Source organism: Bartonella sp. W8122 (genome assembly GCF_016102485.1).
GTDB lineage: Bacteria > Pseudomonadota > Alphaproteobacteria > Rhizobiales > Rhizobiaceae > Bartonella > Bartonella apihabitans.
In genome coordinates, this window is the sequence record NZ_JACFOO010000002.1 from 19,910 (window position 1) to 44,754 (window position 24,845).

The 24,845-nt window shown below is 47.1% G+C and carries 23 protein-coding genes and 1 riboswitch; of the genes, 15 read left to right on the forward strand and 8 right to left on the reverse strand.

Annotation, left to right across the window (positions count from 1 at the left end; all coding sequences use genetic code 11):
• Nucleotides 1-202 precede the first annotated feature (202 nt).
• Nucleotides 203-652 carry an Lrp/AsnC family transcriptional regulator gene (locus H3S83_RS10270; RefSeq protein ID WP_198239727.1) on the reverse strand — a complete coding sequence of 150 codons (450 nt, stop codon included), beginning with the start codon at nucleotides 650-652 and terminating at the stop codon, nucleotides 203-205.
• A 192-nt stretch (nucleotides 653-844) separates the two neighbouring features.
• Here H3S83_RS10270 and alr point away from each other — a divergent pair, with 192 nt between their 5' ends.
• Both alr and H3S83_RS10280 read left to right on the forward strand, forming a co-directional pair.
• Nucleotides 845-1,990 (forward strand): alanine racemase, encoded by a 1,146-nt coding sequence (gene alr, locus H3S83_RS10275; RefSeq protein WP_198239849.1) that lies wholly within the window; start codon nucleotides 845-847, stop codon nucleotides 1,988-1,990.
• Nucleotides 1,987-3,243 (forward strand): D-amino acid dehydrogenase, encoded by a 1,257-nt coding sequence (locus tag H3S83_RS10280; RefSeq protein ID WP_198239728.1) that lies wholly within the window; start codon nucleotides 1,987-1,989, stop codon nucleotides 3,241-3,243. Before alr ends, H3S83_RS10280 begins: the two co-directional genes overlap by 4 nt.
• A gap of 451 nt (nucleotides 3,244-3,694) precedes the next feature.
• Here H3S83_RS10280 and gcvP read toward each other — a convergent pair whose 3' ends face one another.
• The 4 genes from gcvP to crcB all read right to left on the reverse strand — a co-directional run bounded on the left by gcvP (nucleotide 3,695) and on the right by crcB (nucleotide 8,797).
• Nucleotides 3,695-6,490: an aminomethyl-transferring glycine dehydrogenase gene (gene gcvP, locus H3S83_RS10285; RefSeq protein WP_198239729.1), complete on the reverse strand. Its 2,796-nt coding sequence runs from the start codon at nucleotides 6,488-6,490 to the stop codon at nucleotides 3,695-3,697.
• Nucleotides 6,491-6,494: 4 nt separating this feature from the next.
• A complete protein-coding gene (gene gcvH, locus H3S83_RS10290; protein WP_077972727.1) occupies nucleotides 6,495-6,863 on the reverse strand; it encodes a glycine cleavage system protein GcvH in 369 nt (122 codons plus the stop codon).
• 5 nt (nucleotides 6,864-6,868) lie between these two features.
• Nucleotides 6,869-7,975, reverse strand: coding sequence for a glycine cleavage system aminomethyltransferase GcvT (gene gcvT / locus H3S83_RS10295; RefSeq protein WP_198239730.1), 1,107 nt, complete (start codon nucleotides 7,973-7,975; stop codon nucleotides 6,869-6,871).
• 44 nt (nucleotides 7,976-8,019) lie between these two features.
• Nucleotides 8,020-8,118: riboswitch (glycine riboswitch) on the reverse strand.
• A gap of 295 nt (nucleotides 8,119-8,413) precedes the next feature.
• Nucleotides 8,414-8,797: a fluoride efflux transporter CrcB gene (gene crcB / locus H3S83_RS10300; RefSeq protein WP_198239731.1), complete on the reverse strand. Its 384-nt coding sequence runs from the start codon at nucleotides 8,795-8,797 to the stop codon at nucleotides 8,414-8,416.
• Nucleotides 8,798-8,929: 132 nt separating this feature from the next.
• Here crcB and H3S83_RS10305 point away from each other — a divergent pair, with 132 nt between their 5' ends.
• The 12 genes from H3S83_RS10305 (at nucleotide 8,930) to H3S83_RS11605 (ending at nucleotide 18,871) form a co-directional block, all read left to right on the forward strand.
• Nucleotides 8,930-9,436, forward strand: a complete 507-nt coding sequence (locus H3S83_RS10305) for a prolyl-tRNA synthetase associated domain-containing protein (RefSeq protein ID WP_198239732.1) — start codon at nucleotides 8,930-8,932, stop codon at nucleotides 9,434-9,436.
• Nucleotides 9,437-9,506: 70 nt separating this feature from the next.
• The gene (gene trxA, locus H3S83_RS10310; protein WP_198239733.1) at nucleotides 9,507-10,457 is read left to right on the forward strand and encodes a thioredoxin; all 951 of its coding nucleotides are present in this window, start codon (nucleotides 9,507-9,509) and stop codon (nucleotides 10,455-10,457) included.
• Between the two features lie 105 nt (nucleotides 10,458-10,562).
• Nucleotides 10,563-11,228, forward strand: coding sequence for an LON peptidase substrate-binding domain-containing protein (locus tag H3S83_RS10315; RefSeq protein WP_078040029.1), 666 nt, complete (start codon nucleotides 10,563-10,565; stop codon nucleotides 11,226-11,228).
• 36 nt (nucleotides 11,229-11,264) lie between these two features.
• Nucleotides 11,265-11,456: a Trm112 family protein gene (locus H3S83_RS10320; protein WP_198239734.1), complete on the forward strand. Its 192-nt coding sequence runs from the start codon at nucleotides 11,265-11,267 to the stop codon at nucleotides 11,454-11,456.
• A 174-nt stretch (nucleotides 11,457-11,630) separates the two neighbouring features.
• On the forward strand, nucleotides 11,631-12,743 hold the full coding sequence (leuB, locus tag H3S83_RS10325) for a 3-isopropylmalate dehydrogenase (RefSeq protein ID WP_198239735.1): 1,113 nt from the start codon (nucleotides 11,631-11,633) through the stop codon (nucleotides 12,741-12,743).
• A 682-nt stretch (nucleotides 12,744-13,425) separates the two neighbouring features.
• Nucleotides 13,426-14,460: an aspartate-semialdehyde dehydrogenase gene (locus tag H3S83_RS10330; RefSeq protein WP_198239736.1), complete on the forward strand. Its 1,035-nt coding sequence runs from the start codon at nucleotides 13,426-13,428 to the stop codon at nucleotides 14,458-14,460.
• Between the two features lie 550 nt (nucleotides 14,461-15,010).
• Nucleotides 15,011-15,196 carry a hypothetical protein gene (locus tag H3S83_RS10335; protein ID WP_077972743.1) on the forward strand — a complete coding sequence of 62 codons (186 nt, stop codon included), beginning with the start codon at nucleotides 15,011-15,013 and terminating at the stop codon, nucleotides 15,194-15,196.
• A gap of 250 nt (nucleotides 15,197-15,446) precedes the next feature.
• Nucleotides 15,447-16,277 carry a MetQ/NlpA family ABC transporter substrate-binding protein gene (locus H3S83_RS10340; protein ID WP_198239737.1) on the forward strand — a complete coding sequence of 277 codons (831 nt, stop codon included), beginning with the start codon at nucleotides 15,447-15,449 and terminating at the stop codon, nucleotides 16,275-16,277.
• Nucleotides 16,271-17,317, forward strand: coding sequence for a methionine ABC transporter ATP-binding protein (locus tag H3S83_RS10345; protein WP_370540911.1), 1,047 nt, complete (start codon nucleotides 16,271-16,273; stop codon nucleotides 17,315-17,317). The genes H3S83_RS10340 and H3S83_RS10345 overlap by 7 nt, the downstream gene beginning before the upstream one ends.
• Nucleotides 17,310-17,969 carry a methionine ABC transporter permease gene (locus H3S83_RS10350; RefSeq protein ID WP_198239738.1) on the forward strand — a complete coding sequence of 220 codons (660 nt, stop codon included), beginning with the start codon at nucleotides 17,310-17,312 and terminating at the stop codon, nucleotides 17,967-17,969. The genes H3S83_RS10345 and H3S83_RS10350 overlap by 8 nt, the downstream gene beginning before the upstream one ends.
• A 26-nt stretch (nucleotides 17,970-17,995) precedes the next feature.
• Nucleotides 17,996-18,448 carry a hypothetical protein gene (locus H3S83_RS10355; protein ID WP_078040034.1) on the forward strand — a complete coding sequence of 151 codons (453 nt, stop codon included), beginning with the start codon at nucleotides 17,996-17,998 and terminating at the stop codon, nucleotides 18,446-18,448.
• A gap of 300 nt (nucleotides 18,449-18,748) precedes the next feature.
• Nucleotides 18,749-18,871: a hypothetical protein gene (locus H3S83_RS11605; RefSeq protein ID WP_255520581.1), complete on the forward strand. Its 123-nt coding sequence runs from the start codon at nucleotides 18,749-18,751 to the stop codon at nucleotides 18,869-18,871.
• A 142-nt stretch (nucleotides 18,872-19,013) separates the two neighbouring features.
• On the opposite strand, the gene H3S83_RS10360 is transcribed toward H3S83_RS11605, so the two are convergent.
• Nucleotides 19,014-21,323 (reverse strand): Tex family protein, encoded by a 2,310-nt coding sequence (locus tag H3S83_RS10360; RefSeq protein ID WP_198239739.1) that lies wholly within the window; start codon nucleotides 21,321-21,323, stop codon nucleotides 19,014-19,016.
• Between the two features lie 157 nt (nucleotides 21,324-21,480).
• On the opposite strand from H3S83_RS10360, the gene H3S83_RS10365 reads away from it, so the two are divergent.
• Nucleotides 21,481-22,596, forward strand: coding sequence for an alkene reductase (locus H3S83_RS10365; protein WP_198239740.1), 1,116 nt, complete (start codon nucleotides 21,481-21,483; stop codon nucleotides 22,594-22,596).
• A 79-nt stretch (nucleotides 22,597-22,675) separates the two neighbouring features.
• Here H3S83_RS10365 and H3S83_RS10370 read toward each other — a convergent pair whose 3' ends face one another.
• Nucleotides 22,676-23,665 (reverse strand): WD40 repeat domain-containing protein, encoded by a 990-nt coding sequence (locus tag H3S83_RS10370; protein WP_077972753.1) that lies wholly within the window; start codon nucleotides 23,663-23,665, stop codon nucleotides 22,676-22,678.
• A gap of 16 nt (nucleotides 23,666-23,681) precedes the next feature.
• On the reverse strand, nucleotides 23,682-24,776 hold the full coding sequence (locus H3S83_RS10375; protein ID WP_198239741.1) for a GTP-binding protein: 1,095 nt from the start codon (nucleotides 24,774-24,776) through the stop codon (nucleotides 23,682-23,684).
• Between the last annotated feature and the right edge of the window lie 69 nt (nucleotides 24,777-24,845).

Below are 24,845 nucleotides of genomic sequence, written 5' to 3' on the forward strand. Positions count from 1 at the left end.
GAAGCAATTCGAGGCTTTTATGCCTTCATAAGCAAACCTTGATAGCCGGATGTTTGGCCTAAGTTCCACAAGGTCAATTCGCGACAAACAGGCCGGTTTTTGACGTATTTAAAAAAGGTGCGACAACCAATACTGATCTTCAACGAACCAAGGCCGATAGTTGTCAAAGGCCGTTGAACATAAATAAATGTCAGAGCCCCCCTCACCGCTGCATCAAAACAGAGCGGATGGAAAAGCTTGAGTGGATGCGCGCAACACCAGGAAGACGTGATAATATTTCCTTGTGAATGGTTTCATAAGCGGCGGCATTTTCTGCTTCCGCGCGCAGCCAATAATCTGCATCCCCCGTCATCAAATAGCATTCCTTGATTTCCGGATGGCGGCGCACAGCCGCCTCGAAACGGTTCAAATATTCTTCCGTTTGTTTTTCAAGTGTAATCTGGATAATGGCAATGAGGCGGTCTTCTCCCTCAACACTTCCCAATATGGCGGTAAACCCGCGAATAACGCCGCTTTCTTCCAATAATTTTACACGCCTCAAACATGCCGAGGGCGAAAGCCCGACTTCGGCAGCAAGATTAGCATTGCTCATGCGCCCGTCACGGCGCAACAGGCGGATGATATTACGATCTATTGCATCAAGGTTTTGCATAATATTTCAATTTGTTGGATTTATGCTCAATATTCAACGATAAATATCTATAATATTTCAAAAATAGATACAACATTCGAATGCCCTTCACATATGATAGGCACAATAAAATGGCAAAAAGCCACGGGAACAATGACGGGGAACAATGCGGGCATCCGGATTTGTAACCGGATTTATCTGGGAAATAATGAAATGGGTGAAATTCAAAACGACAATAAAATTCCGGCATTAGCCTATGGGGCAATTCTCACAATCAATCTTGATGCCATTGTCGAAAATTACAACACCATTAAAAAAATGGTTGCTCCGGCACAAAGTTCTGCCGTTGTCAAAGCTGACTCCTATGGCCTTGGTGCAAAAAAAATAGCGCCTCTACTTTATGAAGCAGGATGCCGGTTTTTCTTTGTAACAGAACTTATCGAGGCACTCCGGCTTAAAGATCAATTGCCGACAGATGCTTCCATTGCTGTTTTGAATGGTATTTTGCCGGGAACGGAAAAAATAACGGCGGAAGCCGGAATCATTCCGGTTCTGAATTCCTGGGAAGCTATTCTTGACTGGCAAAAACTTTGCTTGAATGAAGCAAAGCGTTTTCCCGCAATCATCCAAATAGACACCGGCATGTGTCGGTTGGGGCTTGATCATAGCGAGCTTTACCGCCTTGTCGCCGATCCGTCGATTTTTAACGACGCGGATATAAAACTGGTCATCAGCCATTTGGCCAAAAGTGACGAGGAAAATAGCCCTGCCAATCCTGCCCAGCTTGAAGCCATGAAGAAGGCACTTGAGAAACTTCCCGCTTCAAAAGTTGCGCTTGCTGCTTCGGGCGGAATTTTCTTGAAGGCCGAGTATCATTTCGACATGGTGCGCCCGGGCATTGCCCTTTACGGGGTAGACCCTTTCGGCAAAAGCCCGACTGCAATCAAACCGGTTGTGAGCCTTGACGCCCATGTTATCCAGACACGCCATGTTCCCGCTGGTTCGGCTATCGGCTATGGCGGAACATTTATAACCGAACGACCAAGCACAATCACAACAATATCGGTGGGCTATGCGGATGGTTGGCTAAGGTCACTCGGCAATAAAGGTTCGGTTTTTTTCAAAGGAGAGCGTGTGCCGATTGTTGGCCGCGTTTCGATGGATTCAATCACACTTGATACAACGCATCTTGGTGAAAATGCACCAAAAGCCGGCGATCTTGTCGAACTCATTGGCAAACACCAATCGCTTGACGATGTTGCGCGCGATGCCGGCACAATTCCTTATGAAATTCTAACGTCGCTTAGTCATCGTTATGAGCGCATCTATGTGAAAAACCGCGAGGGAAACAAAAAATGAAAGTGCTTGTTCTGGGAAGTGGTGTCGTTGGCGTAACTTCAGCCTGGTATCTCAATAAAGCAGGCCATGAAGTTACGGTCATTGATCGTGAAGAAGGTCCTGCATTGGAAACAAGCTTTGCCAATGCCGGTCAGGTTTCGTTCGGATATACAACCCCATGGGCACAACCGGGGCTCACCCTCAAAGCATTGAAGATGATGCGGCAGGCCAATCCGCCACTTATTATTCATCCGACTTTCAGCCTCGACCAGATGAAGTGGCTCTTTGCAATGTTTATCAATTGCAATGAAAACCGGTACAAGAAAAACAAAGCCCTGATGGTGCGCGTCTCCGACTATGCCGCCAAATGCCTTCAGGCCTTGCGCGAAGAAACATCTATCCATTACGACGAACGCATGCAGGGCACAATCCAGCTTTTTCGGGACCCTCACCAGCTTGAAGCGGCAAACAAGGATGTCGAAGTTCTCAAAGCCGATGGCATTGCCTTTAAGATGCTTGATAGTGCCGGCTGCGTTGCCGCCGAACCCGGATTGGCACCGTTGAAAGATAAAATCGTTGGTGGATTGCAAACCCCTGAAGATGAAACCGGCGATTGCCAGATGTTTACAACCAAACTTGCAAAGCTCGCGGCCGATAAAGGGGTTGAATTTTCCTATAATACAGTAATCAACAAACTTGATGTCGAAGGCGGTAAAATTACCGGCGTTGAAACGTCACGCGGCTTGATGCAAGCTGATGCCTATCTTGTTTCGATGGGGTCTTTTACGCCTTTTCTTATTCGCGATCTCGGACTTCATGCGCCAATCTATCCGGTAAAAGGCTATTCCATCACTGTGCCGATTACCAATGAGGCGAAAGCGCCGGTTTCCACGGTTATTGACGATATTTACAAAGTTGCTGTTACAAGATTGGGTAACCGTATCCGCGTCGGCGGCATGGCAGAAGTTTCAGGCTATGAAATTAAGCTCAGCGAACCGCGTTTGAAAACCTTGGAAGAAGCTTTGGAAATGATGTTTCCCGGCTCCTATGATAGAGACTTCAAGCCTCAGCTCTGGTCAGGATTACGGCCGGTGACGCCCGATAGTGTGCCCATTATCGGCAAAACAAAATATGAAAACCTGTTTATCAATTCCGGACATGGTACTTTGGGTTGGACAATGTCAACCGGAAGCGGTCATTTGATTGCCGATATTATCAGCGGCAACAAGCCGGAAATTGACCCGACAGGACTGGACATCAGCCGGTATCAATAATTTTTCGAGCAATTGAGCATTAGAAGCGCTGCAACAGCCTTCTTTCAAAAAAAGAGACTGTTGCGGCCTTTTATGTGCGCTCTATCCGGTTTGCCTCTTCTAGTCTCTGAATTGCAGTGCGGGGTTTAAAAGTTTCGTCTTTAGGAGGCTTTTCGTTCTTCCGTTTTTCTGTTCCGGACGGTTGTTTAGGAGAGTATTCCGCCTCGGCTTTTTTAGTGCGTGACCTGTCAATTGCCTTTTAATGGCTTACCCTTCACAGTCTTCCAGAAATTTTATGAAAAATAAACACAGATAGACAGAGCGAAAAGCCCGCTGTTTTCTTCTTTCCGATTTGGCCATTTCACCAATAGTTCTACATCATTACGGCCGACCGAAGATGGTGCGCCAAAACCAAAAAGAATAAAAATCCGAATAGAAAAGCGAATAAAAAACCGGCCGAAGCCGGTTTTTTTTAACGATAATTGGAAAGTGGCGGACAGGAACAAATAAGGTGTCTGTCACCGGCCACATTATCAATGCGTGAAACCGGTGGCCAATATTTATCTGCCGGATCCTGAGCAGGATCAGGAAGTGCCGCAATTTTGCGCGAATAAGCATGTGACCAATTGTCATCAATGGTATCGGCCAGAACATGCGGCGCGTTGACGAGCGGATTATCATCCTTCGGCCAGACGCCCTCACCTACTTTTTTGGCTTCTTCGGAAATGGCAAGAAGGGCGTTGCACAGCCTGTCAATTTCCGATTTCGGCTCGGATTCGGTCGGTTCGATCATCAATGTTCCGGGAACCGGAAACGACATGGTCGGCGCATGAAAACCATAATCGATCAGACGTTTGGCCACATCGTCGACGGTGATGCCGTAATTATCCTTGAGAACACGCGTATCGACAATGCATTCATGCGCAACACGCCCTCTTTTTCCTTTATAAAGAATCGGATAGGCCGCAGAAAGTTGCTCTGCAATGTAGTTGGCATTCAAAATTGCGTTTTCGGTCGCAAGTTTCAGCCCTTCGGCACCCATCATACGGATATACATCCATGTGATTGTGAGAATTGAAGCGCTGCCGAAAGGTGCTGCCGAAACGGCATGACTTGTTGAAAACAGCGCATGACCGGGAACAAATGGTTGAAGATGTTTTGAAACGCCGATCGGCCCGACACCCGGGCCACCGCCGCCATGGGGAATGGCAAAAGTTTTATGCAAATTCATGTGGCAGACATCCGCGCCGACATCAGCCGGACGAGCGAGAGCGACCAGCGCATTGAGATTTGCACCGTCAAAATAGACTTGCCCGCCATTCTCATGGATAATCTTGCAAATCTCTTTGATACTTTCTTCATAAACCCCGTGGGTTGACGGATAGGTAATCATCAAAGCGGCAAGATTGTCTTTGTGTTCGACGGCTTTTTTGCGCAAGTCTTCGACATCGACATCTCCGTCACCAAGACAATCGACCACAACTACTTCCATACCGGCCATATGCGCCGAAGCCGGATTTGTACCATGGGCAGAAGCCGGAATGAGACAGATATTGCGGTTATGTTCGCCGTTTTTGTCATGGTAGCGGCGAATAGCAAGAAGACCGGTATATTCACCTTGTGCGCCGGAATTGGGCTGGAATGAAATGGCGCTAAAACCGGTAATTTCACACAGCCATTTTTCAAGTTCGGAAATAAGCTGCTGATAGCCGCGACTATCGGTCTTCGGTGCAAAGGGGTGAAGATTTGCAACCTTCGGCCAGCTTAAAGGCATCATCTCGGCGGCAGCATTCAGTTTCATGGTGCAGGAGCCGAGCGGAATCATAGCGCGGTCAAGTGCCAGATCTTTATCGGCAAGGCGGCGCAAAAAGCGCATCATTTCGGTTTCCGATTGCACAGCATGGAAAAACGGCTGGCTTAAAAAAGAACCATCGCGTTTTTTGCCCAAGAGTTTCGACGGGGCTTTATCACTAAGCGTTGCACCGAAAAGCTTGGCAAGTGCTTTTGCGTCTTCTTCATTCGAAAGTTCATCAAAATTGATGGAAACGGTATCCTTGTCGATAACGCGTATGAGACGGCCATCACTTTCCGCTTTTTGTTGCAGTTCATCTGCTTTGCCGGCAACATTGACGGTTACGCAATCGAAATAATGGTCACCTGCAAGAGAAAAGCCCGCATCTTTGACACTGTCACCGAACCGGCTTGCTAGATCATGAACGCGATTGGCAATTGCCTGCAAACCTTCCGGACCATGCCAGACTGCAAAAGCTGTTGCCATATTGGCAAGGAGTGCCTGAGCAGTACAAATATTCGATGTTGCTTTGTCGCGGCGGATATGTTGTTCACGCGTTTGCAAAGCAAGACGGTAGGCAACCCGCCCTTTGGTATCAATCGACTGTCCGACAATGCGTCCAGGAATCATACGTGTCAGGGCTTCGGATACCGCCAGATAACCGGCATGCGGTCCACCAAATCCCATTGGCACGCCGAAACGCTGCATCGAGCCCACAACCATATCGGCTCCCCAAAGGGCTGGCGCTTCCATGATTGTCAAAGCCAGAGGGTCAGCCACAACAATAACCAGTGCACCTTTTGCTTTAGCCTTCTTGATGACATCGCTATGATCGATAAAACGTCCCTTTGTGTCAGGCCATGGCAAAACGATTGCCGCTGTCTTGTCAGTAATCTCGCTCTCTAACCCGATCTCGTAACCTTGTGTTTCAGCCCTTGTTTGAGCCACAGCCAAAGTTTGCGGGTGAAGTTCGCCAAATACAGAAATCGCGGTTTTTTTATTGCGCGAAAAGCGCACCGCAACGGCGTTCGCTTCGGCAAGTGATGTCGCCTCATCAAGAAGCGAGGCGGCCGCAATCGGCAAGCCCGTCAATTCACAGACAAGAGTCTGGAAATTGAACAACATTTCAAGCCGCCCCTGACTGATTTCTGCCTGATAGGGCGTATAGGCAGTGTACCAGGCCGAATTTTCAAAAAGATTGCGTAAAATAACCGAGGGAACAAAAGTGCCATAATAGCCCTGTCCGATAAAGCTTTTATGGAGACGGTTCTGTTCCATCATGGCGTGAAGCTCGTGAAGAGCTGCCCCTTCACTTACAGCTTTTGGCAATTGAAGCGGGTGTTGAAGCCTGATTGCGTTCGGCACTGCCTGCTCGACCAGTTCTTCAAGAGAACCAAGCCCCAACTTATGCAGCATTGCCTTTGCCTCTTCGGGCCGCGGCCCGATATGGCGTGATGAAAACGGAAGTTCCTGCATTTTATTATCCAATCATTGCGATATAACCGGCTTCATCCATCAAGCCGTCAAGCTGGCTCGCATCGGAAATTTTCATCTTCCACAACCAGCCTTCTTTTTCTGCCTTCTGGTTAACGAGTGCCGGGTCGTCGCTCAAAGCTTCATTGACTTCGCTAATTGTGCCATCAACCGGTGAAAAAACGTCGGATGCAGCCTTGACCGATTCGACAACAGCAACAGAGTCGCCCTTTTTGACCGTGCTGCCGACTTCCGGCAATTCGACGAAAACAAGGTCGCCAAGCTGCTCCTGAGCATGGTTTGTGATGCCGACCGTTGCAAGATCACCATCAAGACTGATCCATTCATGATCTTCGGTGAAATACAGTTTAACCATGTGTTTTATCCTTTAAAATAACGATGTTCGACAAAGGGAAGTGTGTGGACAACAAGCGGTATTTTCTTACCGCGAACTTCAGTTTCAAGCTCGGTTCCGGCTTTTGCAAGGTCGATTGCAACATAACCCATTGCAACAGGACCATTGAATGACGGGCCGAAACCGCCTGATGTAACGTGACCGACAAGCTTGCCCGACTTGTCAAAAATTTCTGCACCGGCGCGCACCGGCTGGCGTGTTTCAGGCATCAAACCGACACGGCGGCGTGTTGCACCCTTTTTCAATGCTTCAAGAAAAGCCTTGGCACCGAAAAATTCTCCCTTCTCACGCACCGGTTTGGTGACAGCCCAGGTAATTGCCGCTTCAACCGGATTGATTTTTGCGGTGATGTCGTTGCCATGGAGGCACAAGCCCGCTTCAAGTCGCAGACTGTCACGTGCGGCAAGACCTATCCATGTTACGCGCGGGTCGCTCAACAGTTTTTCGGCAAGTGCTTCCGCTTCATTGACGGGAAGGCCGATTTCAAATCCATCCTCGCCAGTATAGCCCGAACGTGTCATAAACCAGTTTTTCTTCGGCTCGAAACCATGCATGAAATGAAGTTCATTTCCCGGTAAACCTGCTTTTTTGATAACATCGAAAGCCTCAGGCCCTTGAAGCGCCAAAAACACGCGTTCAAGCGGTTCGATTGTGCAGTCAAGCCTAAGCGCGCGTTTTTGAAGTTCGGCAATATCGGCGGTCGCATTACCGGCATTGGCAACGACCATAAAACGTTTCTCGCCAAGGCGGGTAACAATGAGATCGTCAAGAATACCCGCCTCTTCATTCAAAAGGTAGTTATAACGCGACTGGCCGATTTGCAGTGCTTCGGCATCAAGTGGCAGGGCTTTTGACAAAAAGTCGGCTGCACCATTACCTTCAACCAGTATCAGTTTCATATGCGAAATATCGAACAAACCCGCATGGGCACGTGTATGCAAATGCTCTTTCATAACGCCGAGCGGGTAAGTGAGCGGCATGTTCCATCCGGCAAAATTGCCGAATTTGGCTCCGGCTTTTTCATGCATGTGAAAAAGCGGCAAAGTTTTAAGGTCTTCTTGAGAGTTGCCCATAAATTGCTCCGAGGTTGCGCCAATAGATACACAATGTATCTATTTCACACCCCTCTGTCTTGAGCCTGAGAGACTTGTGGAAAGCTCTCCCCTCCACTTACACCTTCGGCGCGGGACAAACCCGACTTTCCAGAGCTGTCTTGATCTTTTTACGGTTCCTTGTGCCTGAGAGATTACGGGCTGTTTTCCCCTTCGGCGGCCAAAACACGGTTGACTGTATTTTTACACTCTCCCGCAAAAAGATGGGAAAGGGCTCTATTGACCCCTCCCTGACATGGCACCGGTTCTAGCCGATCTTCAAAGTGAAGTCATCCTCAAAAAATCATTTCCCCCGACTAAGTCAGGATATTTAACCCATATGTTCATAACAATTCCCCATATGGTCATGACAATTTATTGTGATAATAAAGCTAAAACAATTTTGTTTTCTATAAACTCTTAATGATTGATCTTGCTGCCAAGATAAAATCCCAAAGCGGCCGCGAAAAGACAAAAGACGACAGAAATAATAATATTGAAAAAAGCCTCACCGACTGCACCTTTTTTCAAAAGTTCGAAGCTCTGCAAGCTGAAGGAAGAAAAGGTCGTAAAGCCACCGCAAATCCCCACCATGACAAAAAGCCGGATATTCTCGCTCACTGGCCATTTTGCCTCTGCCATTGTGATAACGCCAAAAAATGCGATCACAAAAGACCCGACAATATTGATAAGAATTGTTCCCCATGGCAGATTTTTACTGACCGGAACCATGAGGAGCGATAACCAGTAACGTAAAACTGTGCCCAGTGCGCCGCCAAAAGCCACCCATAACGTTGCAGTCATCAGACAAGCTCCTTAAAGGAAGGAAAACTATTTCAACTCGAGCATCAAAAAACCGACATAAAAATTAAATGCCATAAAATAACATGACGATTTAAAACAGAATGACAACAAAATCAAAATAAGGGACTAAAAATGCCGGCAGGAAAACAGGAATTATTGGATTTTCTAAAAACACTTGGCATTCATGTCAAAACAACAACCCATCCGGCTGTTTTTACCGTCAAAGAAGGCGAGGATATTAAACAAAATATTCCCGGCGCCCATACCAAGAATCTGTTTCTGAAGGACAAGAAGGGGCATTATTTTCTGGTTACACTGGGAGCTTATTCGGTTGTCGATCTTAAACATCTTCATGACAAAATCGGTGCATCGGGGCGCCTTTCCTTTGGTAGCCCTGAAAAACTTTCCGAATATCTCGGCCTTTATCCGGGTGCCGTCAGCGTTTTCGGTTTGATAAATGATAAAGACAATCATGTAACATTCATTCTTGATAAGGCTCTTTACAATCACCCTATTATCAATTGCCACCCGATGACCAACGAGGCAACTACGTCGATTGCGCGAGAAGATCTTGTGAAATTTGTTCGCGCCACAAATCATGAACCGCTTATTATTCAGGTTTCAGAGGAAGAGGGTTGAAATTCATATCCAAAGGCACGATTTTGAGAATAGAAACGAATAGACATTTCGTAAGAAACAGGACTTGATAATGAGTGACAATCCTTTTGCGCCACAAGGCGGGCAAATGAATGCAAATGTAAATCTGGCCAATCAAACAGGCGGGGCAGATAATTCAGTCATCAAGGATACAACTACGGCCGATTTTTCAAAGGATGTCCTTGTCGAATCAAAAAAACAACCTGTTATCGTCGATTTTTGGGCAACATGGTGTAACCCGTGCAAGCAATTGGGGCCTGTCCTTGAAAAAGTAGTCAAGGCAGCAAAAGGCGCTGTCAAACTCGTCAAACTCGATATTGATAAACATCCGGCCATTCCCGGCCAGATGGGAATACGTTCCGTACCTGCCGTCATTGCGTTTGTTGATGGCCACCCTGTTGACGGTTTTATGGGGGCGGTGCCGGAAAGCGAAGTCAAGAAATTTGTTGCAAAACTAACGGGTAACGAAAAAGAAGCAGCAATTGACGAAGCTTTGGAGACAGCCAATGAATTGCGCAAAAGTGGCGATGTGACAGGTGCTGCAACTTTTTATGCGCAAATTCTGAAACAGGCACCTGACAATGTCACCGTTATTGCCGCTTTTGCCGATATGCTTGTCGAACACGGTGAACTCGATCAGGCAAAAGGCATTCTCAAAGCTGTTCCGGATGCCAAAAAGTCCGACCCGGCTATTCGTGCTGTCGAAGCAAAAATTGCTCTTAAAGAGGAAACCGCCAAATTGGGCGACCCGACAGCATTGAAAAAACGCATTGCCGAAAATCCGAAAGATTATCAGGCAGCCTATGACCTTGCTCTTGTTTATAATGCCGAAAACAAGCGCAACGATGCGGCCGATTTGCTGCTCGGTATCATGAAAGCAGATAGAACGTGGAATGATGACGGCGCAAGAAAACAATTATTACAGTTTTTCGAAGCTTGGGGCGCAATGGATCCGGCAACATTGACCGCGCGCAGAAAACTGTCATCATTATTGTTTTCTTGATGGCTTGTCTGCCTGTGACCTTGAAGACTTTATCATTATCGGGATGTTAAAAAATATCTCGTTCAAATTTTTAAAAACCTTTATGGCTCTGGACGATAAAAAACAATGAAAGCTGGAAATGCCCACTATATTCAGGTGAAAGACCTGCCCGACGAAATCGGCCTGTTTCCACTCGAAGGGGTTCTGCTTTTACCGAATGGCTATTTGCCGCTTAATGTTTTCGAGCCGCGTTATCTTGAACTTGTTGAAGATGCAATAAAAGGAAACCGGTTGATCGGCATTATCCAGCCGGAGCCGGAATCAAACAATGCCGAAAAGCCGGAGCTTTATAAAACCGGCTGTATCGGGCGCATCACAAGTTTTGCCGAAACCGGAGATGGCCGGCTGATGATCGGCTTACAAGGTGTTTGTCGTTTCAAACTTCAAAAAGAAATTGCAAGTGACAAACCTTACCGGATTGCAAAAATTACGATTGATGAAAGCGACCTTGTCGAGCAACCGGATGCAGGCGATAAAATCAATCGCGAAGAGCTTCTTGATACTTTTGAAAAATTTCTCGACGCCCATGAAATGGAAGCCGATTGGGATTCGATCATGCAGGCACCGACAGAATCGCTTGTCAATGCGCTTGCTATCATGGCGCCTTTCGGAACTGCCGAAAAACAGGCGCTTCTTGAAGCACCAGATATTGTTGCCCGAGCTGCGACCCTCGTTGCTTTGACAGAACGCTCGCTCATGGAACATAGTGGTGATGATAAACCGCTCAATTGAACGCGGCTCTCGGTTCGAAGGATTGGATATGATCTGATGGTCAAATATACTACCGACCCGAAAATGCTTGAACTTCTGGTCTGTCCGGTAACAGGCGGAGAACTTCATTACGACAAAGAACGGCAGGAACTTATTTCCAAAAAAGCGAAGCTCGCTTTTCCTATTCGTGACGGCATACCGATTATGCTCGCCTCGGAAGCGCGCCCATTGGAAGAAAACGAAATATAATTTTTCTAAAACCTTGTTTCGCTTTCGAAAGACCATGCTATAACGTAGATTGTGGTCACACTATTCCAATCAAGGCGGTTGATCCTTTCTATTATTATAGAGAACGATATTGTTAGAGATTGCTTGGGATTTTGTTGTCCAATCGTTTTGATTATTTGAGAGGGCGCAATCGTTATGGCTTCCAGAAAACTCTTTCTTCTTCCCGGAGATGGTATCGGCGTTGAGTCGATGGCCGAAGTTAAAAAAATCATTACTTATATGGATAAAGAACTCGGGCTTGATTTCGAGTGTGAAGAAGGGCTTGTCGGGGGTGCCGCATATGATGCTTATGGCACAGCAATTTCGGAAGACGATATGAAACGGGCTTTGGCAGCCGATGCCGTGCTTTTTGGTGCTGTTGGTGGCCCGAAATGGGCAAAGGTTCCTTATGAGGTAAGGCCCGAAGCGGGGTTGTTGCGGCTTCGCAAAGATCTCGGTCTGTTTGCCAATTTGCGACCGGCCATTTGCTACCCCTCGCTTGCTTCTGCCTCGTCGCTTAAACGCGAACTTGTTGACGGGCTTGATATATTGATTGTACGCGAGCTCACAGGCGGCGTTTATTTTGGAGAGCCGAAAGAAATTATCGACCTCGGCCATGGGGAAAAACGCGCAATTGATACCCAGATTTACGACACCTATGAGATCGACCGCATTGCAAGAGTTGCTTTTGACCTTGCACGCACCCGCAAAAACAAAGTGACTTCTCTTGAAAAACACAATGTCATGAAAACGGGCATTCTCTGGAACGAAGTCGTTACAGAGGTCCATGACAAGGATTACAAGGATGTAACGCTTGAACATATGTTGGCCGATTCCGGCGGCATGCAATTGGTACGCGCCCCCAAGCAGTTCGATGTTATTGTGACGGACAATCTTTTCGGCGATATTTTCTCCGACATTGCAGCCATGCTTACAGGCTCGCTCGGTATGTTGCCTTCTGCCTCTCTCGGCGAGGAAGACAAGAAGACCGGCAAGCGCCATGCGCTTTATGAACCGGTTCATGGCTCTGCTCCCGACATTGCCGGAAAAGGCATTGCCAATCCTATCGCAATGATCGCGTCACTTGCTATGTGCCTGCGCTATTCTTTCCTCATGGGGGCGGAAGCCGACCGGCTGGAAAAGGCTATTTCTGCCGTTCTTGATGATGGTGTGCGTACAGCCGACATTTATTCGGAAGGCATGAAAAAAGTTTCAACCAGTGAAATGGGGGATGCCATTTTGCAAAAATTCAAAATGATGGCTGCTTGAAACCGGCTTTTCCAAGCGGATTAATGAATAGATTTTCATGAAGAAAACTTGGCCGGATTAACGCCGGTCAAGTTGAAATACTGCTCGAAAACATTCATCAATTTTGTTCTTTGAATAAAGATAAGCCCCGAAAAGCGGTGGGAAAACGCCGCTTTTTGTTCATTTTTAAACGGCTTTATTGCTCTTTAATATTTAAGCCTGAAAAATTTTAAAAACTGATTTTATCGGCATTCAAAACTTCAAAAATTTTTGCCGCTCGATACTTCCTCTTTCAATTGCTTGAAATTCAAGCTTTGTTAGCGGGAAAAATTTTGTCTTTAAAGTCTGATAAAATGACCGATTTGTCTTATGTAACCTGCTAAACCAAAAAGAATTCAACATGAAAAATAACCGATTATTATTGTGTTTCTTGACAGAGGTTGAAAATAAGCTAAAACCAATGCGATCAAGGAGTTTAAAAATGGACTTTTCTCGGTTCCATATCGATCGGTTTTCGAGCTGCAATCGCGGCCTCGATCACTGCTGCGCATCCTTGACAATTATTGGCCACAAAAAAACGACAAAGAAAATTATCTGACGTCCCTTGGCCAACCTGCTCTCTCCCGGGTGCGGCCCGGGGGGTAAGCCTGACGGCCGCCGGGCTTCTTCACAAAACACGGAGAGAGACAGGAGTTCTGATTAAATGGGTTTTAAGGTTGCTGTTGTAGGTGCCACGGGAAACGTTGGACGAGAAATGCTCAACATTCTCGAAGAGCGTGGTTTTCCGGCTGATGAAGTTGTACCACTCGCTTCGCATCGGTCATTGGGAACAGAAGTTTCCTTCGGTGACAAAACATTGAAGACCAAAGTTCTTGATAATTACGATTTTTCTGACACCGATATTTGCCTGATGTCTGCCGGTGGCAATGTTTCCAAAGAATGGGCACCAAAAATTGGTGCGGCCGGCGCTGTCGTTATCGATAATTCTTCGGCCTGGCGTTATGATATTGATGTTCCGCTCATTGTTCCGGAAGTCAATCCGGATGCAATCGAAGGGTTCAAAACACATAATATCATTGCCAATCCGAACTGTTCGACAGCCCAGCTTCTGGTTGCTCTAAAACCTCTGCATGATGCCGCAACTATCAAGCGTGTTGTAGTTTCAACCTATCAATCGGTTTCGGGTGCGGGAAAAGCCGGAATGGACGAACTTTTCGAGCAATCGCGCGCAGTTTTTGTGGCAGACCCTATTACGGTGCGCAAATTCACCAAGCGTATTGCTTTTAACGTTATTCCCCATATCGACGTATTCATGGAAGACGGCTACACCAAAGAAGAATGGAAAATGGTTGCCGAAACCAAGAAAATGCTCGACCCGAAAATCAAGCTTACGGCTACCGCCGTTCGTGTTCCGGTTTTCATCGGCCATGGCGAGGCCGTCAATGTCGAGTTTGAAAAACCCATCAGTGCCGATGAAGCACGCGAAATCCTGCGTAATGCTCCAGGTTGTCAGGTTGTCGACAAGCATGAGGATGGCGGCTATATGACACCTTATGAATCAGCCGGCGAAGATGACACCTTTGTCAGCCGTATCCGCGAGGATATCACGGTTGAAAACGGCCTGTCTTTCTGGGTTGTTGCCGATAATTTGCGCAAAGGTGCAGCGCTTAATGCGGTGCAGATTGCCGAACTTCTGATCGCCCGCAATCTGATTACACCCAAAAAAGCTCAAGCGTAAAAGCTCAGTCAAAGCATATTTGACTTTACGAGCTTAAAAGCCGTTATAAAAAGATAAAAATGCCCCTGTCGGGATTTTCTCGCAGGGGTTTTTTTAACTCAAAAATATCATTCGACAATGAGAGCTACTTTACTTCGGTTTTAAAACATAAAACAGAAATAAGCTGCATCATGAAGCCATGCGTGGGCTTAACGCCTAAAAAACAATAAAGCACTTGGCAGCAATTTTTTTCCGACATTTATGAAAGCGTTTTTCAAGCACACATACGCTCTCATGATTGAATGACTGATTTCGGCAAAAGCGCATATCGCAAAATTCCAGCGACTCATGAAGATGGAGAAAAAATTACAGGAAAACGCAATTTTCAAGCACCGTTTACACCGCAAAAATAATTTTAAAACCATTTTAAATAACAAAATTGCGGCGAATCGGCCTTTTTTACCAAAAGATAGTTTTTTATCTTTGCAACATTCATGATTGTATATAAAACTAAGTAAAGAAAACCATACAGAAATACCGGTCTATCTTCCGGTAATATGTGGAGGCAAAAATGTTACGTGCTGTTGCACAGGCTATACTAGATTGTGCCGGTTATATCACTGCACTTTTTATTCCTGAAGACGCAACGAATTTTGACTTCATCCGCATGGGCGTCGCATTAGTGATGTTGATTTTCTTCTCGATCCTGTGCTGGCTGCTGCCCCAACTTTTCCATCATGGCAAGCGCTCTCACTGATATACGAAAAAATTATTTTCATTTATTTGGTTTTTATAAAAAAATCATCCTGCCACATAACCGATAACTATTGAAAATGTTGCTTGGTTTTTATACCACTTCCGGTAAAACTGATCGGCATATTGGTTAAAAAATCTTGGGCCCTGTTAGAACCGGCATTCAGAATTTTTAAAACCAATGAATGAACGGAAATTTTTCAGCCTATGTTTTGAGATGAAACATTCTGAAAAGAACATGAAGGGTTTCAATAATGTTTCTTGATAAAATCAAAAGACGTACAGTTCTCGGACTTGCTTTTTCTTTTGCCACTTTTGCAAGTGTTTCAACTTTTGCACCGGTTCTCGCTCATGCCGAAGATAAAACAAGTATCAAGCTTGGAACAATGGAAGGTGAAGAATCGGAAGTTTGGAAGGTTGCCGCTCAGGAAGCCAAAAAACAGGGCCTCAACATTGATCTCGTTTTTTTCTCCGATTATGCCTTGCCGAATGAAGCGGTCAATGCCGGTGATATTGACGCAAATTCATTCCAGCATAAACCCTATCTCGACGCACAAATCGAACAGCGCGGTTACAAGCTTTCGGTCGTAGGCTATACAGTGCTTTTCCCGATGGGCGTCTATTCCCATAAAATCAAAGACTTGAAACATCTTCGTGACGGTGCTGTCGTCGGCGTTCCCAACGACCCGTCAAATGGCGGTCGCGCCTTGCGGCTTTTGAACGATATGGGTTTTATCAAGCTCAAAGACCCGAACAATGTTCTTGCCTCCAAACTCGATATTGTCGAAAACCCCAAAAAACTCGAAATTCGCGAGCTTGATGCCGGTATGCTCGGTCGTGCCATTGACGATTTCGACATTGCCATTGTCAATACCAACTGGGCTTTGACCACTGGCCTCAAACCCGATAAAGATGCGATTGCTTGGGAAAAGTCCGAAAACAATCCCTATAACAATATTATTGTCGTACGCACCGCCGATAAAGACGAGCCATGGGTGAAAAAACTCGTTGCTGCCTATAATTCGGAACCGGTTCGCGCAAAAATCAAGGAAGTGTTTGGCGTAACTGCCCAGCCATTATGGTAAATTCGAAAATGGGTTCAGCATCCGAACCAATCATATCACTTAAAAATATCAGCCGCCGTTTTTCCCAAACGGCGGCCGTTGACCATTTGTCACTCGATATTGAAAAAGGCGAAATTCTTGGAATTATCGGGCGCAGCGGCGCCGGTAAATCCACGCTTATTCGCTGTCTCAATGGTCTTGAACGCATTGATGAAGGACAAATCTTCTTTGAAGGTCATGACGTTTCGCATTTGAGCGAAAGCGAATGGGCACCCTATCGTCAACGCATCAGCATGATTTTCCAGCATTTCAACCTGTTGTCATCGAAACGTGTGATCGACAATATCGCATTGCCGCTAAAGCTTGCCGGTGTGCCGAAAGAAAAACGCCGCGAACGGGCGATGGAACTTATCGAACTTGTGAGCCTCAAAGGGAAAGAACAACATTTTCCGGCCGAGCTTTCCGGTGGGCAAAAACAGCGCGTCGGCATTGCCAGAGCCTTGGCTGCAAATCCGAAAGTGCTCCTATCCGACGAGGCAACCTCGGCACTCGATCCTGAAACAACCCAATCCATCCTCGAATTGATTGCCGATATCAATAAAAGGCTCAATCTCACAGTTGTTCTGATTACCCATGAAATGGAAGTTGTAAGCTCCATTGCCAACCGCGTTGTTGTGCTGAACAAGGGTAAAATTGTCGAAGAAGGTCGGGTAAGAGATATTTTTGCCTCTCCGCAAGATGACACCACTATTGCGATGCTGCGCATTGTTACACCGCAATTACCTGCCGAATTTGCCAAAAGGTTGAAGCCCGAAGGAGATGAAGCCGTAATTGAGCTCAATATTGCAGGTGACGTGGCAAGAGAGCCGTTCCTGCACCTCATCGAATATGAAAGCGGGCTGATTCCGCGTATTCTTCACGGCGGCATTGATACCATTCAGGGTGAACCGGTCGGACGTTTCTTTCTAGGCCTTCCGGCAAAAGACAAAGACAAACTTGACAAGGCGGTTTCCTGGCTTATCAAGCATGGACGCTATTGCGAGGTTCTCGGTTATGTATGATGTACTTTCAAAAGAATTGCCGAAAGCAATTATAGACACCATCATCATGACGGTGAGTTCCTCGCTTATGGCGCTCATTCTGGGGCTGCCGATCGGCCTTATCCTTTATATGACCGCCAAAGGGAGCCTGTTTCCCAAAGAAAATCTCAACCGGTTACTGAGCTTCCTCGTCAATTGTGTGCGCGCCATTCCGTTTATCATTTTCGCTTTTTACCTTCTTCCCGTGACGCGCATTGTTGTCGGCACCGGTGTCGGCATCAAATCTGTTATCTTTGTGCTGATATTATCGGCGACACCACTTTATGCGCGTTTGGCAGAACTGTCATTTCGCGGGGTTGACAAGGGACTTGTCGAAGCTATCCGCTCGATGGGCGCTTCACGCATGCAAATTGTTACCAATGTCATTGTACCGGAATCATTTTCAAGCCTTGTTACCGGCTTTACTGTGATGGTTATTTCAATTATCAGTGCAACGTCGCTTGCCGGTTTTCTGGGGGGTGGCGGTCTTGGTGACATGGCGATCCGCTATGGTTACCAGCGCTATAATCCGGAGATTATGAACATCGTTATCGGTGTTCTGATTGTCATGAATCTGGTCGTGCAATCCTGTGGTGACCGGTTGGCCCGCAAGCTTGACCACTCGAAACGTTAGCCATTTCACTTGAAACAGGGGAAACAATGATGAAAAATAATAAAAGCCGGATAACAAATTTTGTGTCTGTGGCTCCAATTGCCACTTTAATTGCCACTTCCATGCTGCTTTCTGGCTGTGGCGGACGCGACGCCCATCCGGTTGCTTTAACCAATCCGAACGACAGTGTCATGGATTGTGCAGGTATTTCACGAGAATTCTACGCCAATGAACGCCAGATTAAAGCTGTCATCCATGAGCGCACAAATGCACAAGGAAAGAATGTTGCATTAGGGGCAGCCGGTATTTTCTTCTTTCCTGCATGGTTTTTCATGGATCCGAAATCGCCGGAAAGAGTGGAAATCGATGCATTGCGCAATCGTAACGGCGTGTTACAGGACATTGCCCACACCAAAAACTGTGCTCCCATGCAATCGGAATTGACGGAAGCCTATAAGCAACTGGACAGCCAAAAAGCGGCCAAATCCCAAAAGAAATAAACGGAAAACAATTTGGTTAAAAATAAAAGGCCGGTTAAACCGGCTTTTTGTTTTTAGTGCGCTCATATTTGTTCACGATTGCCCTTGATGGTTTGCTATCGGAATGCAACAAAATGGGCAAAAGAACAACCACCGGCTTTATAAATAGAAATTCGGTTTTCCCGAAACGATATCCGTTTTCATCGTGGCTTGAAAAATTTCGCGAGCGCGCACAAGCGCCGGAGACACGCTTAAGCGCACCTATCCGCCTTTCCGGTTTCTTTAGTATTTATCCCGATTGTCGCTTTCAAGTCTTTTGACATGAAAACGCTTTCATTAACCTATCCCCTCGCAAGCTCTGATAAAGAAGACAAATGCCTTTGGGCACAAAAGCCGGAAGGCACAGCCCTTGCCCATGATGATTCAGGCCTCGCCCGATCATAAAAAGCCTTGTCCGATATCGTTTTATTGCTGTATTCAAAACGGGTAATTTCTGTCAAACCACGTTTATTCAACGTTCGGCAAAGAGTGCATCTTCGCAAATTTTCGCATCTGCTCATCAACATTTGATAGCATTTGCTTAAATTTAATGGCGTTTGCGCAATGCTTCTGCAAGAGCCGAACCGAAACTACCCTCTTCCGAAACCGGCTTTTTATTTTTCACCTGATGCGGATGATTGCGTTGCGAATTTTCCGAAGAAGCAGTTTTTGCACGACTATCCGGATTATCGGGATGTTTTTTCATACTTAGCGAGATGCGTTTGCGTACGCTATCGACATCAAGCACTGTCACAGAAACAATATCTCCGGCTTTCACAACTTTATGCGGATCACTCACATAAGTGTCGGCAAGTTGTGAAATATGGACAAGCCCGTCCTGATGCACGCCAATATCAACAAATGCACCAAAATTGGCGACATTGGTGACTGTCCCTTCAAGCTTCATGCCCGGTTTGAGGTCCGAAATCTCGTCAACACCTTCGGCAAAAGTTGCGGTTTTGAATTCCGGCCGCGGATCACGTCCGGGTTTTTCCAATTCGCTCAAAATATCTTTAATGGTCGGCAAGCCGAACCGCTCGTCAATAAATGTTTTCGGGTCAAGTTTTTTCAAAGCAGCGCTATCGCCCATCAATGACCGCAAGTCACGGCCACACGCGGCGACAATTTTTCGTGCAACACTATAGGCCTCCGGATGAACTGCCGAAGCGTCAAGCGGTTCATCGCCATTTCTAATACGCAAGAAACCCGCACATTGCTCGAATGTTTTTGCACCGAGGCGCGGTACCGACTTCAACCCGTTACGATTTTTGAACGGACCATTTTCATCACGATAAGCAACAATTGCATCGGCCAATGATGCCCCCACCCCTGAAACACGGGCAAGCAGAGATGGCGAAGCGGTGTTAAGGTCAACGCCCACGGCATTCACCGCATCTTCAACAACACCGTCTAAAGCCCGCATCAACTCGAACTGGTCGACATCATGCTGATATTGCCCGACACCGATAGATTTCGGTTCGATTTTAACCAATTCGGCAAGCGGATCCTGCAAACGCCGGGCGATTGAAACTGCCCCGCGCAGTGACACATCAAGATCGGGAAATTCGTTTGCGGCAAGTTCGGAAGCCGAATAGACAGAAGCACCGGCTTCCGAAACAATGACTTTTGTCGGACGGGGCGCTGGCATATGTTTCAACAAATCGCCAACAAGTTTTTCTGTCTCGCGGCTTGCTGTCCCGTTGCCGATAGAAATGAGATCAACCTGATGTTTTTTAATGAGAGCGGCAAGCACCGCCTCTGCACCGCGAACATCATTTTTCGGCGGGAATGGATAGATGGTTGCGGTTTCCTTGAGTTTTCCGGTTTTATCGACCACTGCAACCTTGACACCGGTGCGGATACCCGGATCAAGCCCCATTGTTGCCCGCTCACCCGCCGGTGCAGCCAATAAAAGTGCTTTGAGATTAAGGGCAAAAACAGAAATTGCTTCTTCATCGGCGCGCTCATGCAAATCGCGCATCAAATCAAGCGAAAGATGTAAAGATAGCTTTACCCGCCATGCCCATAAAGCGACACTCACAAGAAAAATATCTCCGGGGAGCTGATTGCCGATTTTGTAGGCCTGTTTAATCAGCTTTATGACCGGTTTTTCGCCATTTGGAATATCCTCGTCGACTTCAATATCGACATTCAGGATTTCTTCGTTACGCCCGCGAAACATTGCCAGTGCGCGATGGCTTGGCACAGTCGACCATTTTTCGCTATGGTCAAAATAATCGGAAAATTTCGCGCCTTCCTGCTCTTTACCGGCAACAACCTTGGCATGGATAAAGGCATGTGATTGCATATAGTGACGTAAATTTCCGATGAGTTCGGCATTTTCCGCCATGGTTTCCGAAATAATATCGCGAGCACCGTCAAGAGCAGCTTTGACATCGGAAATTTTGTCATTGATATAATCTTTGGCAAGAAGCTCCGGTTCTTCGTTCCGATTTTTCAGAATTTCCTCCGCAAGCGGCAATAAGCCGTTTTCTTTGGCAATTTCGGCACGGGTACGCCGCTTTGGTTTGAACGGGAGATAAAGGTCTTCCAATTCGGCCTTCGAGCTTGCTTTTCTTAAAGATTCTTCCAGTTCCGGACTAAGCTTGTTCTGTTCGCGAATTGCTTGAATAATCGCTTCGCGACGTGCTTCCATTTCACGAAGATAAATGAGCCGTTCCGATAACAGGCGCAATTGGCCATCATCAAGGCCACCGGTTACTTCCTTGCGATAGCGGGCAATGAAGGGAATGGTTGCCCCCTCGTCAATGAGGGCGATTGCGGCAGCAACCTGAGATTGACTTGCCTTGATGTCGCCAGCAATTGTTTGGCAGATTGATTGCGCAATTGTCGTCATTCTATTTACCAGATTCTTTCAATTTCAAGGAGAGATTACGGATTGCAAACCAGAACGCAACCGTAATTCCTCCCCTCATAAAAATTAATCAAGCCCTTTTTAATCGGGCCGGTTCACCTTATGTTTAAATTTGCAGCCATTATGAAAGGGGCTTTTCATGACATCACTTTTTGACCCGATCAAGGCAGGAGACCTTGTTCTAAAAAACCGCATTGCCATGGCGCCGTTGACACGCGCTCGCTCGCCCAATGCAACACCCAATGATTTGAACGTTGTCTATTATCGCCAACGTTCGACCGCCGGCCTTATTGTATCTGAAGGTACGGCCATTTCACAACAGGGACAAGGCAATATCGACGTTCCGGGCCTTTACGAAAAAGCCCAGCTTGTCGGCTGGAAAAAAGTAACCGATGCCGTTCATGAAGAAGGCGGCAAAATTGTTGCCCAGCTTTGGCACACGGGACGTATTTCCCACAGTTCATTGCAACCTTCAGGCAAACCGCCTGTTGCCCCTTCTGCCCTGCAGGCAAAAGCCCGAACCTATATTAAAGACAAGAATGGTCAGGGTGAATTTGTACAAACATCGACACCACGTGCATTGGACGCATCCGAGATTCCCGGCATTATCGACGATTATCGTAAAGCCGCCCGCAATGCTGTCGATATTGCCGGTTTTGACGGCGTGGAAATTCACTCGGCCAATGGCTATTTGCTTGACCAGTTCCTGCGCTCCGACTCCAATCACCGCACCGACGAATTTGGCGGGTCGATTGAAAATCGTTGCCGTTTTCCGCTCCTTGTTGCCGAAGCCGTTGCAAAAGAAATCGGCGGTGGCAGAACAGGTATCCGCATTTCTCCGGTAACCCCCGCCAATGATGCCCATGATCCGGACCCGCAGCCGCTTTTTGATTTTTATGTTGATGCTTTGGCTGCCTATGAGCTTTCCTTCATCCACCTGATTGAAGGCGCAACGGGAGGCGACCGCAATTATACGGAAGCCGATTATGCCTTCGACTATAAGCGTTTGAAACACGTCTATCGCGATGCCGGTGGCAATGGCGCGTGGATGGTCAATAATGGCTATACCGCCGAAATGGCTGAAAAAGCTGTCGGGTCGGGCTATGCCGATATTGTGTCTTTCGGCCGTCCGTTTATCGCCAATCCCGATCTTGTTCGCCGTATCAAAGAGCATGCTCCATGGAACGAGGTCGACCAGACAACACTCTATGGCGGCAATGAAAAAGGCTATACCGATTACCCGACTTTGGGTTGACCGGTTCGAGCTGTTCATTAAAAAACCACCTGCGCGCAGCAGGTGGTTTTATTTTTATTAAAAACTTATTCTCCGGCTCTTAGGCAGAAATATCGATAATACCAGCTTCCCCGCTTTCTGAGCCGAATGCCAGCCGATAGCCCTTATCGTCCCAGGCCATGGTTGAAATGGCACCTTTTCCGGGACGGCGCAAAAGTACTTCTTTCGCATCGGCAAAGCGGATGAACAAAATCATGCCGTCATTAAAACCGGCAGCAACAATGTCTTCTTCCGGATGGCAGCACACGCATGTGACCATGGCATCGGCACGGGTGCCAAGTTCAAGGGGTGCTTTTCCCATCGGGCCATCTTTCGCCTGAAACGGCCAGACAATGGCAGCCGGAGCGCCGGAAGTCGCAAGCCATTTGCCTTTCGCACTCCATGACCAGCTCTTGACCTTTGCCGGATAGCCGCTCATGCGCAAATGCTGTTCGTCACTCAACCGCCATCCATGCAAGGCATTTTCCTGCATCGACGAAATGACATAACGGCCATCGGGCGAAAATGTAACGGCAAAATGTGCGCCCTTCCATGTAAGGTCGGTGGGCTTTGTGTCGGCACCTAGCCAATGCAATGTCACACCATTATATCGTGCCACAGCAAATCTTAGACCTTTTGGTGCGAAAGCAAGATCTTCAACACTACGCTCGTGATCAAACTCCTGAAGCCCCTTGCCTCCATCGGCTCCCTTGCCTCCATCAGCCCATGCCGTGCGTGAAAAAGCAAAGGCGTAAGAATTGTCGGGACCGGCTGCAACCGAGGTGATCCACTTTTTTTCATGGCGGGCAAGCTCGCTACACTGAAGAGCACTGGTTGTCCGGCAAATCCGGCCATCTTCACCGCCGGTAATAATCGATTTCTTGTCTCTTGATAAAGCAACAGAGGCAATCCCTTCATGTGCCTCGACCACTTTTTGTTTTTCGCCAAGCAGGGTAATTTCACCATTTGCTGTCACAAAGACCGGCTGGTCATCCAAAAACCCCGCCAACAGGCAATAGCTGTCGAGGTCACAATGTGCAATTGTCGGCATAGGTTCCTCTCAAAACTCAGGCACACTTCTCGAAACCGGCTTTGAGCTTTTCGGCATCAAGTTTACGGCCGATAAAGACCAGACGGCTTTCATGCTTTTCGCCTTCTTTCCATGGTCTCTGGCTGTCGCCTTCCAAAATCATATGGACACCTTGCACAACATAACGGTCTTTATCGCCTTTGAATGCGATAATGCCTTTAAGTCTCAAAATATCCGGCCCCTGTGTTTGGGTAATCTGCTGGATCCACGGGAAAAACTTGCCCGGATCAAGTTCGCCTGCACGTAAAGAAACCGATTTCACCGTTACATCATGAAGGGCTGCTCCATGGACATGCTCGTCCCCGTCATGGTGGTGATGTTCGTGGTCATGATGATGATGGTGGTGATGGTCATGATCGTGATCATGATCGCATTCAGGCCCGCATACATGCTCTTCCTCTTCCTCGTCATGATCGAGAAAATGCGGGTCATTTTCAAGCGCACGGCTTAAATCGAATGCACCGCGATCAAGCACTTCGTTCAAATCGACATTGGAACGTTGGGTGCGAAAGATCACAGCAGAAGGATTGATTGCGCGTATTGTTGCTTCGACATCGGCAAGTTCCTGCGGGGTCACAAGATCGGTCTTGTTCAAAAGGACAACATCGGCAAAAGCAATCTGGTCTTCCGCTTCACGACTGTCTTTCAACTCTAACGGCAAATGTTTTGCGTCGACGAGTGCCACAACAGCATCAAGTTGCGATTTTGCCCTGACATCATCATCCATGAAAAATGTCTGTGCAACAGGAACCGGATCGGCAAGACCGGTGGTTTCGATAATGATACCGTCAAACCGGCCGGGACGTCGCATCAAACCGTCGACAACACGGACAAGGTCGCCGCGCACTGTGCAGCAGATACAACCATTATTCATCTCGTAAATTTCTTCGTCGGATTCGACAATCAGATCATTGTCGATGCCGATCTCGCCGAATTCATTGACAATAACAGCGTAATGTTTGCCGTGATTTTCTGTCAGAATCCGGTTGAGAAGCGTTGTCTTTCCTGCCCCCAGATAACCGGTCAGAACAGTTACCGGAATTTTGCGGGGAGTGTTTTCAGTCTCGCTCATAGCATGACCTTTCAAATGACGGGAATTTTTACTGTTGTCGATATAAGCAATGTCGCTAACAATTTCTAG

Excerpts from the sequence above, each read along its gene's own strand:
- H3S83_RS10270 (WP_198239727.1), bottom strand. The coding sequence starts at position 652 with ATGCAAAACCTTGATGCAATAGATCGTAATATCATCCGCCTGTTGCGC.
- alr (WP_198239849.1), top strand. The coding sequence starts at position 845 with ATGGGTGAAATTCAAAACGACAATAAAATTCCGGCATTAGCCTATGGG.
- H3S83_RS10280 (WP_198239728.1), top strand. The coding sequence starts at position 1,987 with ATGAAAGTGCTTGTTCTGGGAAGTGGTGTCGTTGGCGTAACTTCAGCC.
- gcvP (WP_198239729.1), bottom strand. The coding sequence starts at position 6,490 with ATGCAGGAACTTCCGTTTTCATCACGCCATATCGGGCCGCGGCCCGAA.
- gcvH (WP_077972727.1), bottom strand. The coding sequence starts at position 6,863 with ATGGTTAAACTGTATTTCACCGAAGATCATGAATGGATCAGTCTTGAT.
- gcvT (WP_198239730.1), bottom strand. The coding sequence starts at position 7,975 with ATGGGCAACTCTCAAGAAGACCTTAAAACTTTGCCGCTTTTTCACATG.
- crcB (WP_198239731.1), bottom strand. The coding sequence starts at position 8,797 with ATGACTGCAACGTTATGGGTGGCTTTTGGCGGCGCACTGGGCACAGTT.
- H3S83_RS10305 (WP_198239732.1), top strand. The coding sequence starts at position 8,930 with ATGCCGGCAGGAAAACAGGAATTATTGGATTTTCTAAAAACACTTGGC.
- trxA (WP_198239733.1), top strand. The coding sequence starts at position 9,507 with ATGAGTGACAATCCTTTTGCGCCACAAGGCGGGCAAATGAATGCAAAT.
- H3S83_RS10315 (WP_078040029.1), top strand. The coding sequence starts at position 10,563 with ATGAAAGCTGGAAATGCCCACTATATTCAGGTGAAAGACCTGCCCGAC.
- H3S83_RS10320 (WP_198239734.1), top strand. The coding sequence starts at position 11,265 with ATGGTCAAATATACTACCGACCCGAAAATGCTTGAACTTCTGGTCTGT.
- leuB (WP_198239735.1), top strand. The coding sequence starts at position 11,631 with ATGGCTTCCAGAAAACTCTTTCTTCTTCCCGGAGATGGTATCGGCGTT.
- H3S83_RS10330 (WP_198239736.1), top strand. The coding sequence starts at position 13,426 with ATGGGTTTTAAGGTTGCTGTTGTAGGTGCCACGGGAAACGTTGGACGA.
- H3S83_RS10335 (WP_077972743.1), top strand. The coding sequence starts at position 15,011 with ATGTTACGTGCTGTTGCACAGGCTATACTAGATTGTGCCGGTTATATC.
- H3S83_RS10340 (WP_198239737.1), top strand. The coding sequence starts at position 15,447 with ATGTTTCTTGATAAAATCAAAAGACGTACAGTTCTCGGACTTGCTTTT.
- H3S83_RS10345 (WP_370540911.1), top strand. The coding sequence starts at position 16,271 with ATGGTAAATTCGAAAATGGGTTCAGCATCCGAACCAATCATATCACTT.
- H3S83_RS10350 (WP_198239738.1), top strand. The coding sequence starts at position 17,310 with ATGTATGATGTACTTTCAAAAGAATTGCCGAAAGCAATTATAGACACC.
- H3S83_RS10355 (WP_078040034.1), top strand. The coding sequence starts at position 17,996 with ATGATGAAAAATAATAAAAGCCGGATAACAAATTTTGTGTCTGTGGCT.
- H3S83_RS11605 (WP_255520581.1), top strand. The coding sequence starts at position 18,749 with ATGAAAACGCTTTCATTAACCTATCCCCTCGCAAGCTCTGATAAAGAA.
- H3S83_RS10360 (WP_198239739.1), bottom strand. The coding sequence starts at position 21,323 with ATGACGACAATTGCGCAATCAATCTGCCAAACAATTGCTGGCGACATC.
- H3S83_RS10365 (WP_198239740.1), top strand. The coding sequence starts at position 21,481 with ATGACATCACTTTTTGACCCGATCAAGGCAGGAGACCTTGTTCTAAAA.
- H3S83_RS10370 (WP_077972753.1), bottom strand. The coding sequence starts at position 23,665 with ATGCCGACAATTGCACATTGTGACCTCGACAGCTATTGCCTGTTGGCG.
- H3S83_RS10375 (WP_198239741.1), bottom strand. The coding sequence starts at position 24,776 with ATGAGCGAGACTGAAAACACTCCCCGCAAAATTCCGGTAACTGTTCTG.